Source organism: Pseudomonas taiwanensis DSM 21245 (assembly GCF_000425785.1).
GTDB lineage: Bacteria > Pseudomonadota > Gammaproteobacteria > Pseudomonadales > Pseudomonadaceae > Aquipseudomonas > Aquipseudomonas taiwanensis.
The window spans coordinates 285,604-295,589 of the sequence record NZ_KE384450.1 but is presented as its reverse complement, the minus strand read 5'-3'; the positions used below and the strand labels follow the sequence as shown (position 1 = coordinate 295,589).

Genomic DNA, 9,986 nt, shown 5'->3' with positions numbered 1-9,986 from the left:
CTCAGCGTGGCTCGGCAGGTGCCGGCAAGGTGAAGCCGGACACCGAGCGACGCATCTCGCTGGCCATGCGAGCCAGGTGGCGGATACTGTCGGCGGTCGCCCCAGAGCCTGCGGAGGTCTGCGCGGTAATTTGCTGGATCACCGCCATGGTGTGGGAAATCTGACCAGCCGACGACGTCTGCAACTGGGCGGCATCGGAAATGCTGTGGATCAGCTCGGCAAGGTTCTGCGACACGCCTTCGATCTCAGCCAGTGCTACCCCGGCATCCTGCGCCAGGCGCGCGCCGCGCACCACTTCGGCGGTGGTCTGTTCCATCGAGATGACCGCTTCGTTGGTATCGGCCTGAATGGTGCGTACCAAGGCCTCGATCTGCCGCGTTGCCGAGGAGGAGCGCTCCGCCAGGCGCTGCACCTCGTCGGCGACCACGGCAAAGCCGCGACCGGCTTCGCCCGCCAGCGATGCCTGGATTGCCGCGTTAAGGGCAAGGATGTTGGTCTGGTCGGCAATGTCGTCGATCAGGCTGACGATATCACCGATCTCCTGGGAGGACTCGCCAAGCCGCTTGATCCGCTTGGCGGTGTCCTGGATCTGCTCGCGGATGTTGTCCATGCCGTTGATGGTGTTGTGCACCACCTCATTGCCTTTGTTGGCGATGGCCACCGACCGTTCGGCTACCTTGGCCGACTCGTAGGCATGGGCCGATACCCGGTCGATCGACTCGACCATGTCGCCCACCGCCAGCGACGCCTCGCTGATCTGCTCGGCCTGATGCTCCGAAGCCTTGGCCAGCTGGCGCGCGGTGTTCTGGGTGTCCTGCACCGCCGCGGCGACCTGTTCGGCGCTGTGGTTGATGGTCGCGACCAGATCGCGGAGCTGGTCCACGGAATAGTTGATCGAGTCGGCGATGGCGCCGGTAAAGTCCTCGGTCACCGACACCGTCACGGTCAGGTCGCCGTCGGCCAGTTCTTCGATCTCATCGAGCAGGCGCATGATCGCCTGCTGGTTGCGCTCGTTCTTTTCTGCTGTTTCCTGCAACTGCCGATGCGTTGTCCGCACCATCACCAGGCCGATGAGGATGATCGAGGCCAGTGCAAGCAGACCCAGCACGTAACCGCCGACGGTGTCGAGGGTGCGCCCACTGGCCAGGTTCTCGAAGCTGTTGGCCAGGTGCGAGGCCTCGTCCAGCAACGTTTGCGAGAGGCTGAAGATGTTGCTGGCAGCCTCGCGCACGCGGAACAGCTCGGGCGAAGTTTCAAGAATTTCGTCCACCGAACCGGCCACGAACTGGAACAGCTCGGCAATTTCGGCCAACCGCGCCCGCGCATCGGCGTCCTCCACGCGCGTGACCTGAATCGCCGGGTTGCCCCCGAGCATGCCTTCGAGCACCTGCCCGAACCGGCTGGCATCGCGACCAAAGGCGTCGGCAGCCTGGGCGGCCGTGTCATCACCCGCCAACACCGTGTTGACCGAACCGAGAATACGTTCGGCCAGCAACAACTGGCGCTGGGCGACCACCACCTGGTTGGCCGGGGCGCCGCTCTGCAGCAGGATCTCCACGACTTTTTCGTACTCGACCTGCAACTGCGGCACGGTCTCAGCCAGGGTTGCCGCTACCTGGTGCAGCGACAACACGGTCTGCTCGCTGGCCAGGATGGTATCGGTGTTCTTGCGCAGGTTTTCCCAGTCCTGGCGCACCGCCTCCATCTCGTCGCGCACCGCGACAGGCGCTGCAGGCAAGCCAGTGGACTTGTCACCTTCGCGCAGGTAGCTCCAGCGCCGCTCGAAGTCGTTGCGTGCATCGGACAGCAGCTTGAAAGCCAGGGCCTTCCCGGCGGCCGCCTCGGTGGCGTTCTTGGCGATGCGTTGGGACAGCACGCGCAACTCGCCAGCATGACCGATGTACTGCTTGTCGTGGTTGGACTGGGTGTTGAGGTAGGCGAAATTGGCGAACAGCAGGATGATCGACAGAATCAACACCACGAACAACACGGTGATCTGCGCGCTGCTGCGCGTGCGCTGGGTCACTGGGGGCGGAGTGACACTGGTGGCCGGCTTGTTCACGTTCGAAGGTCCTATAACGCCACATCGAGAAAGCCCGGGGCCTGGGCCAGGGCGAAGGGGCTGAAAATCGCCCAGTTGCGCTCGCGGGGGAAATGCCCCTGGACGAAACGCGTCGCAGCACGCAGCAACGGCTGGGGCGGCGACAGTTCAAGGCTGCTCAAGGCGAAGTGCTGCAGGCCCAGCACCTCGTCGACCAACAGCCCAACGAAGAGGTCTTCGTGGTCCAGCACCAGGACCCGACGCTGCTTGCCCGGAGCCGCCGGGCCGAGGCCGAAAAAGCTGCTCAGGTCCATGACCGGCAGCAACCGGCCACGCAGATTGGCCACACCGCATACCCACGGCTGCACGCCCGGCACCCGACTGCTGCGCGGCTCACGCAGCACTTCGGCGACTTCGCCCATGGGTGCTACGAACCATTGTCCGGCAATGCGAAAGCCGATGCCGCTCCACTGTTGCAGGCGGGTATCCTGCGGTGGCTGGTCAGCCACCAGCAAACGGCAGCGCCGGTCTATGTCCAGCAACAGCTCGAAAGCGGTGAGCGACGCGCCTTGCGGACGGGTGGTCAAGCGCCCAGCACCTCTTTGAGCTTGGCGATCAGTGCGTCTTCTTCCACGGGCTTGGTCAGGAAGTCACGGGCGCCCTGGCGCGTGGCCCAGATGCGGTCGGTTTCCTGGTCCTTGGTGGTGACCACGATCACCGGGATGGCGCTGGTTTCCGGGTCCTTGCTGAGCTGCCGGGTAGCCTGGAAACCATTCATGCCTGGCATGACGATGTCCATCAGCACCGCGTCGGGCTTTTCCTGGCGGGCCAAGGCGACACCATCGGCACCGTTGTTGGCCTTGAGCACCTGGTAGCCGCGTTTTTCAAGCCACTCGGTCAATCGGTACATCTCTGTCGGCGAATCGTCGACAATCAGAACTCGGGCCATGCTGGTTCCCCATCAGGACAATGAAAACGGCGCCATGGCGGGCGCGATCAGGGTGCGTGTTGTTCGGGCGCGGCGAAACCAGGGACATGCGCCCTGATCGCGTCGAGCAGCTCTTCCTTGCTGAAGGGTTTGGTCAGGAACTGGTCCGAGCCGACCACCCGGCCGCGAGCCTTGTCGAACAGGCCATCGCGGGACGACAGCAGAATGACCGGGATGTCCCTGTAGGCGCTGTTGTGCTTGATCACGGCGCAGGTCTGATACCCGTCCAGACGCGGCATCAACACATCGACGAAGATGATCTGCGGTTGGTGGTCGACGATCTTGACCAGGGCATCGAAGCCGTCGCTGGCGGTGATCACCTCGCAGCCCGCTTCGCCGAGCAACATCTGCGCGGTGCGGCGGATCGTGCGTGAATCGTCGATCACCATCACCTTCAGGGGTTGTTCCATAAATGCCTACCAGTGGAAGTTAGCTGCAAGTGGTGCGGCCATCGCCGGCAAGCCGGCGCCTACACGGTGAGCGCAGGCTTGCCGGCGATGGGCTGTGCGCCCGCTGCGACACAGACGCCACAAAGTGCTTGCAGCTGCACTTTTAGCATACTCCGCAAGGCCATTCCATCTGCCGCGCCCCTTGACCAGCCGCGTTCCCGGCGCCACCCTGAGCCACTTTTCTTTCGATCCATCGCGGCCTCGGGCCGCCAAGAGGAACCACCCCATGAGCGTTCGCCTCGGCATTGTCATGGACCCCATCGCGTCCATCTCCTACAAGAAGGACAGTTCGCTGGCCATGCTGCTGGCCGCCCAGGCCCGTGGCTGGAGCCTGTTCTACATGGAACAGCGTGACCTGTACCTGGGTGCAGGCCAGGCCCGTGCGCAGATGCGCCCACTGAAGGTATTCGCCGACCCGGCCCGCTGGTTCGAGCTGGGTGAGGAGCAGGACAGCGCGCTGACCGATCTGGACGTGGTGCTGATGCGCAAGGACCCACCCTTCGACATGGAGTTCGTCTACAGCACCTACCTGCTGGAGCAGGCCGAGCGTGACGGCCTGCTGGTGGTCAACCGCCCGCAAAGCCTGCGCGACTGCAACGAAAAGCTCTTTGCCACGCAATTCCCGCAGTGCATGGCCCCGACCCTGGTCAGCCGTCGCGCCGACATCCTGCGCAAATTCGCGGCCACCCATGGCGACGTGATCCTCAAGCCACTGGATGGCATGGGCGGCACTTCGGTATTCCGCCACCGCCCGGGCGACCCCAATCTCTCGGTGATCCTCGAGACCCTGACCCAGCACGGCGGCCAGCAGATCATGGCCCAGGCCTACCTGCCCCAGATCAAGGACGGCGACAAGCGCATCCTGATGATCGACGGCGAGCCGGTCGACTATTGCCTGGCGCGCATTCCGGCCAGTGGCGAAACCCGTGGCAACCTGGCCGCCGGCGGCCGTGGCGAAGCCCGCCCGCTGACCGAGCGCGACCGCTGGATCGCCGCCCAGGTGGGCCCGACCCTTCGAGAGAAGGGCCTACTGTTCGTCGGCCTGGATGTGATCGGCGACTACCTGACCGAAATCAACGTCACCAGCCCGACCTGCATCCGCGAGATCGATGCGGCCTACAACACGGACATCGGCGGCAAGCTGATGGACGCCATTGATCGCCAGTTGAAGACGCGCTGACCGCCGACACGCGGCAAATACGCGGAGTGGGGTATGATGCCGGTCCTTTACAACTGACCTGCTGCCCCGCCCCGCGGTTGCTGGATACCTGATGACGCTGCCTGCCGACATCCCCGCCGACCTGCTGCCACCCCGCGTTCGCCCGGTGGACCGGCTTGGCTTCACCCTGTTCCTGGCTGCCCTGGTTCACCTGGCGCTGATCCTTGGTGTGGGCTTCAGCGCCGTCGAACCGGCGCAGATCCGTCACACCATGGACATCACCCTGGCCACCTTCAAGAGCGAGAAGCCGCCGGAGAAGGCCGACTTCCAGGCACAGAACGACCAGCAAGGCAGCGGTACCCTGGACAAAAAGGCGGTCCCGAAGACCACCGAGGTTGCACCGTTCCAGGACAGCAAGATCAACAAGGTCACCCCTCCTCCAGCGGCGAAGCCTGACGTGGAGCCACCACCGGCGCCGCAACAATCCGCAGTGGCCACCAAGGCGCCCAAACCGCAGAAGGTCGAGCCCAAGCCCAAGGAGAGCAAACCGCAGCCCAAGCCTGCGGTGCCCGCACCGGACTTCGACAGCTCGCAATTGTCCAGCCAGATCGCCAGCCTCGAGGCCGAGTTGTCCCACGAGCAGCAGCTGTATGCCAAACGCCCGCGCATCCACCGGCTCAACGCGGCCTCGACCATGCGCGACAAGGGCGCCTGGTACAAAGAGGAGTGGCGCAAGAAGGTCGAACGGGTGGGCAACCTCAACTACCCCGAAGAGGCGCGCCGGCAGCAGATCTACGGCAACTTGCGGATGATGGTGTCGATCAACCGCGATGGTTCGCTGTACGAGGTGCTGGTGCTGGAGTCATCCGGACAGCCAGTATTGGACCAGGCGGCGCAACGAATCGTGCGGCTGGCTGCGCCGTTTGCGCCGTTTACCGGGGATCTGGCGGAGTTCGATCGACTGGAGATCATTCGGACCTGGCGATTTGCCCGTGGGGACCGGCTGTCCAGTAATTGATCGAGAGGGTACGGTCTGGGGCTTGTGGTGGGGCGTGAATCGAGCGTCGCTCGCGCTGCGCATCGCGAGCAAGGCTCGCTCCTACGCTTTGTTCGGGCCGGTCACGCCAGCGTAATTAGCACCCGCCCCTCCCCGTAGGAGCGAGCCTTGCTCGCGATGCGCCGCACAAGCGGCGCTCAATCCCACAAACGCCAGCTTGTTCCGGGCCAGTCACGCCAGCATAACTTGCACCCGACACCGCTCCCCCCTCGTAGGAGCGAGCCTTGCTCGCGATGCGCCGCACAAGCGGCGCCCAATCCCACAAACGCCAAAAACCTCCCGACATACAGAGCACCTTGTCAGTCTCGCCACCTGGCGCCACACTATCTCCCATGAAAACCCTCACTCCGAGCTACCTCAAGCACCAGTTCCTGATCGCCATGCCACACATGACCGATCCGAACTTTGCCCAGACCCTCACGTACATCGTCGAGCATAACGCCAATGGCGCCATGGGCCTGGTGGTCAACCGACCTCAGGAGCTGAACCTGGCCGACATTCTCGAGCAGTTGCGCCCGGACGAGGAGCCACCGGCCAGCACCTTGCAGGTGCCGATCTACCAAGGCGGCCCGGTGCAGACCGACCGAGGGTTCGTCCTGCACACCAACGAATGCAGCTTCCAGGCCACCGTCGCCCTCGACGGCCTGTCGCTGACCACTTCGCAGGACGTGCTGCTGGCCATCGCTGCCGGGGTGGGCCCTAAACAGAGCCTTATCACCCTGGGCTACGCGGGCTGGGAAGCTGGCCAGCTGGAGGCCGAACTGGCCGACAACGCCTGGCTCAACTGCCCCTTCGACCCCGAGATCATCTTTGGCCTGGCCAGCGACCTGCGGCTTGATGCCGCCGCCGCCAGCCTGGGGATCAACCTCAATCTGCTGACCAGCCAGGCGGGCCACGCCTGATGGCCGAACTTCGCCTGCTGCTGGGCTTCGACTACGGCAGTAAACAAATTGGCGTGGCAGTGGGCCAAGTGATCACCGGACAAGCCCGCGAGCTATGTGTGCTCAAGGCGCAGAACGGCGTACCGGACTGGAACCAGGTGGAGAAGCTGATCAAGGAATGGAAACCCGACGCCATCGTCGTCGGCCTGCCGCTGAACATGGACGGCACGCCCAGCGACATGAGCGAGCGTGCTGAAAAGTTTGCCCGCCGCCTCAATGGCCGCTTCAACCTGCCCGTGCACACCCACGATGAACGCCTGACTACCTTTGAAGCCAAAGGCGAGCAGATGGCCCGTGGCGGCCGGCACGGCAGCTACCGCGACAACCCGGTCGATGCCATCGCCGCTGCCCTGCTGCTGCAAGGCTGGCTGGAGGCCAACACTTAAATCCGCTTTGCCGCCGGGCCAACCCGGCGCCCTCCCAAGGAGCACGCAATGAGCCTACCCAACCCCGCCGAGCTGATCCGGCAGATGGCTGTCGATCTTCGCGCCCATCTGGCCCGCCGCGCCATTACCGAACCCCGCTTCATCGGCATCCGCACGGGCGGTGTCTGGGTAGCCCAGGCCCTGCAGCAGGAAATGGGTGATAGCAGCCCATTGGGGACCCTGGATGTCTCGTTCTACCGTGACGACTTCAGCCAGAACGGCCTGCATCCGCAGGTGCGGCCGTCCGAGCTGCCGTTCGAGGTCGAAGGCCAGCATCTGGTGCTGATCGATGACGTGCTGATGAGCGGCCGCACCATCCGCGCCGCCCTCAACGAACTGTTCGACTACGGCCGCCCGGCCAGCGTGACACTGGTCTGCCTGGTCGATCTCGACGCCGGTGAACTGCCGATCCGTCCGAACGTGCTCGGTGCCACCCTGTCGCTGGCCCCCAATGAGCGGGTAAAATTGACCGGACCCGCACCGCTCGCACTCGAGCGCCAGGACCTCGCCACCGCTTCCGCCCTTTAAGAGTCCCCCGCGATGACGCCACTCGACGCCAAGCGCCCGCTGCAGCTCAATGATCAGGGCCAGCTGCGCCACTTCCTCTCGCTCGACGGTTTGCCCCGCGAACTGCTGACCGAGATCCTCGACACTGCCGACTCCTTCCTGGAAGTCGGCGCCCGGGCCGTCAAGAAAGTTCCTTTGCTGCGCGGCAAGACCGTGTGCAACGTGTTCTTCGAGAACTCCACCCGAACCCGCACCACCTTCGAACTGGCTGCCCAACGCCTGTCGGCTGACGTGATCAGCCTCAACGTATCGACCTCCTCGACCAGCAAGGGCGAGACCCTGTTCGACACCCTGCGCAACCTCGAAGCGATGGCCGCCGACATGTTCGTCGTACGCCACTCCGACTCCGGTGCCGCCCACTTCATCGCCGAGCATGTCTGCCCGGATGTCGCGGTGATCAACGGCGGTGACGGCCGCCATGCACACCCCACCCAGGGCATGCTCGACATGCTCACCATCCGCCGCCACAAAGGCAGCTTCGAGAACCTTTCGGTGGCCATCGTCGGCGATATCCTGCATTCGCGGGTCGCCCGCTCCGACATGCTGGCGCTCAAGGCCCTGGGCTGCCCGGACATCCGCGTGGTCGGCCCGAAAACCCTGATTCCGATCGGCATCGAGCAATACGGCGTGAAGGTCTACACCGACCTCGCCGAAGGCCTGAAGGATGTCGACGTGGTGATCATGCTGCGCCTTCAGCGCGAGCGCATGGCCGGTGGCCTGCTGCCCAGCGAAGGCGAGTTCTACCGTTTGTTCGGCCTGACCACCGCTCGTCTGGCCACCGCCAAGCCCGACGCCATCGTCATGCACCCGGGGCCGATCAACCGCGGCGTGGAAATCGAGTCGGCAGTGGCCGATGGCAAACACTCGGTGATCCTCAATCAGGTCACCTACGGCATCGCCGTGCGCATGGCCGTGCTGTCCATGGCCATGAGCGGGCAGAACGCGCAACGTCAACTCGACCAGGAGAACGCCCAGTGACCATCAGTATTCTCGGCGCCCGGGTCATCGATCCCAAGACTGGCCTGGACCAGGTCACCGACCTGCACCTGGACGGTGGCCGCATCGCTGCCATCGGGGCGGCACCGGCAGGTTTCAGCGCCAGCCGCACGATCCAGGCCGACGGCCTGGTCGCCGCGCCCGGCCTGGTAGACCTGGGTGTTTCGCTGCGCGAACCGGGCTACAGCCGCAAAGGCAACATTGCCAGTGAAACCCGTGCGGCCGTGGCTGGCGGCGTGACCAGCCTGTGCTGCCCGCCACAAACCCGCCCAGTGCTGGACACTTCGGCGGTGGCCGAACTGATCCTCGACCGCGCGCGCGAGGCAGGCAACAGCAAGGTCTACCCCATCGGCGCCCTGACCAAAGGCCTGGAAGGCGAGCAACTGGCCGAGCTGGTGGCCCTGCGCGACACCGGTTGCGTAGCCTTCGGCAACGGCCTCAAGGAAATCCCCAACAACCGCACCCTGGCTCGTGCCTTGGAGTACGCCGCCACCTTCGACCTGACAGTGGTGTTCCACTCCCAGGACCGCGACCTGGCCCAAGGCGGCCTGGCTCACGAAGGCGCCATGGCCAGCTTCCTCGGCTTGCCGGGCATCCCGGAAACCGCCGAGACCGTTGCCCTGGCGCGCAACCTGCTGCTGGTCGAGCAGACCGGCGTGCGTGCGCACTTCACCCAGATCACCAGCGCCCGCGGCGCCCGGCTGATCGCCCAGGCGCAGCAGTTGGGGCTGCCGGTGACCGCTGACGTGGCACTGTACCAGTTGATTCTCACCGACGAATCGCTGCGAGATTTCTCCAGCCTGTACCACGTACAACCGCCGCTGCGCACCGCCGCTGACCGCGATGGCCTGCGCGAGGCGGTCAAGTCGGGGGTGATCCAGGCGATCTCCAGCCACCACCAACCCCACGAACGTGACGCCAAGCTGGCCCCCTTCGGCGCGACCGAGCCAGGCATCAGCAGCGTCGAGCTTTTGCTGCCACTGGCCATGACCCTGGTTGACGACGGCCTGCTGGATCTGCCGACCCTGCTGGCTCGCCTGACCAGTGGCCCGGCTGCAGCCCTGCGCCTGCCGGCCGGTGAGCTCAAAGCAGGCGGCGCGGCCGACCTGGTGCTGTTCGATCCCAAAGCGTCGACGGTTGCTGGCGAACAGTGGTTCTCCCGGGGTGAGAACTGTCCGTTCATCGGCCACTGCCTGCCGGGTGCGGTGCGTTATACCTTGGTCGATGGGCACCTCTGCCACGAGGCCTGAGTCAAGACATTCGCGGGCAAACCCGCTTCTACTGGGACACGGCTGTTTTCAAGGGCAGCGCAAGACCTGTAGGAGCGGGTTTACCCGCGAATGATCCGACACAGGCCTACCTG

General features: G+C 64.8%; 11 protein-coding genes. 7 read left to right on the top strand and 4 right to left on the bottom strand.

Features of this window, described 5'->3' with window-relative positions:
* Position 1: 1 nt before the first annotated feature.
* The 4 genes from H620_RS0120275 to H620_RS0120260 are packed head-to-tail and all read right to left on the bottom strand — an operon-like array spanning position 2 to position 3,439.
* A complete protein-coding gene (locus tag H620_RS0120275; protein WP_023378339.1) occupies positions 2 to 2,062 on the bottom strand; it encodes a methyl-accepting chemotaxis protein in 2,061 nt (686 codons plus the stop codon).
* 11 nt (positions 2,063 to 2,073) lie between these two features.
* Positions 2,074 to 2,628: a chemotaxis protein CheW gene (locus tag H620_RS0120270; RefSeq protein WP_023378338.1), complete on the bottom strand. Its 555-nt coding sequence runs from the start codon at positions 2,626 to 2,628 to the stop codon at positions 2,074 to 2,076.
* Positions 2,625 to 2,990 carry a twitching motility response regulator PilH gene (pilH, locus tag H620_RS0120265; RefSeq protein WP_023378337.1) on the bottom strand — a complete coding sequence of 122 codons (366 nt, stop codon included), beginning with the start codon at positions 2,988 to 2,990 and terminating at the stop codon, positions 2,625 to 2,627. The genes H620_RS0120270 and pilH overlap by 4 nt, the downstream gene beginning before the upstream one ends.
* 47 nt (positions 2,991 to 3,037) lie before the next feature.
* On the bottom strand, positions 3,038 to 3,439 hold the full coding sequence (locus tag H620_RS0120260; protein ID WP_023378336.1) for a response regulator: 402 nt from the start codon (positions 3,437 to 3,439) through the stop codon (positions 3,038 to 3,040).
* Between the two features lie 265 nt (positions 3,440 to 3,704).
* Here H620_RS0120260 and gshB point away from each other — a divergent pair, with 265 nt between their 5' ends.
* The 7 genes from gshB to H620_RS0120225 all read left to right on the top strand — a co-directional run bounded on the left by gshB (position 3,705) and on the right by H620_RS0120225 (position 9,873).
* Entirely contained in the window at positions 3,705 to 4,658 is a 954-nt protein-coding gene (gshB, locus tag H620_RS0120255; RefSeq protein WP_023378335.1) for a glutathione synthase, read from the top strand.
* A 91-nt stretch (positions 4,659 to 4,749) separates the two neighbouring features.
* Positions 4,750 to 5,655: an energy transducer TonB gene (locus H620_RS0120250; RefSeq protein ID WP_027907940.1), complete on the top strand. Its 906-nt coding sequence runs from the start codon at positions 4,750 to 4,752 to the stop codon at positions 5,653 to 5,655.
* Positions 5,656 to 6,026: 371 nt separating this feature from the next.
* The gene (locus tag H620_RS0120245; protein WP_023378333.1) at positions 6,027 to 6,596 is read left to right on the top strand and encodes a YqgE/AlgH family protein; all 570 of its coding nucleotides are present in this window, start codon (positions 6,027 to 6,029) and stop codon (positions 6,594 to 6,596) included.
* The gene (gene ruvX, locus H620_RS0120240) at positions 6,596 to 7,021 is read left to right on the top strand and encodes a Holliday junction resolvase RuvX (protein WP_023378332.1); all 426 of its coding nucleotides are present in this window, start codon (positions 6,596 to 6,598) and stop codon (positions 7,019 to 7,021) included. Before H620_RS0120245 ends, ruvX begins: the two co-directional genes overlap by 1 nt.
* A gap of 48 nt (positions 7,022 to 7,069) precedes the next feature.
* A complete protein-coding gene (gene pyrR / locus H620_RS0120235) occupies positions 7,070 to 7,588 on the top strand; it encodes a bifunctional pyr operon transcriptional regulator/uracil phosphoribosyltransferase PyrR (RefSeq protein ID WP_023378331.1) in 519 nt (172 codons plus the stop codon).
* A gap of 12 nt (positions 7,589 to 7,600) precedes the next feature.
* Positions 7,601 to 8,605, top strand: a complete 1,005-nt coding sequence (locus H620_RS0120230; RefSeq protein ID WP_027907939.1) for an aspartate carbamoyltransferase catalytic subunit — start codon at positions 7,601 to 7,603, stop codon at positions 8,603 to 8,605.
* On the top strand, positions 8,602 to 9,873 hold the full coding sequence (locus tag H620_RS0120225; protein WP_023378329.1) for a dihydroorotase: 1,272 nt from the start codon (positions 8,602 to 8,604) through the stop codon (positions 9,871 to 9,873). The genes H620_RS0120230 and H620_RS0120225 overlap by 4 nt, the downstream gene beginning before the upstream one ends.
* Positions 9,874 to 9,986 lie beyond the last annotated feature (113 nt).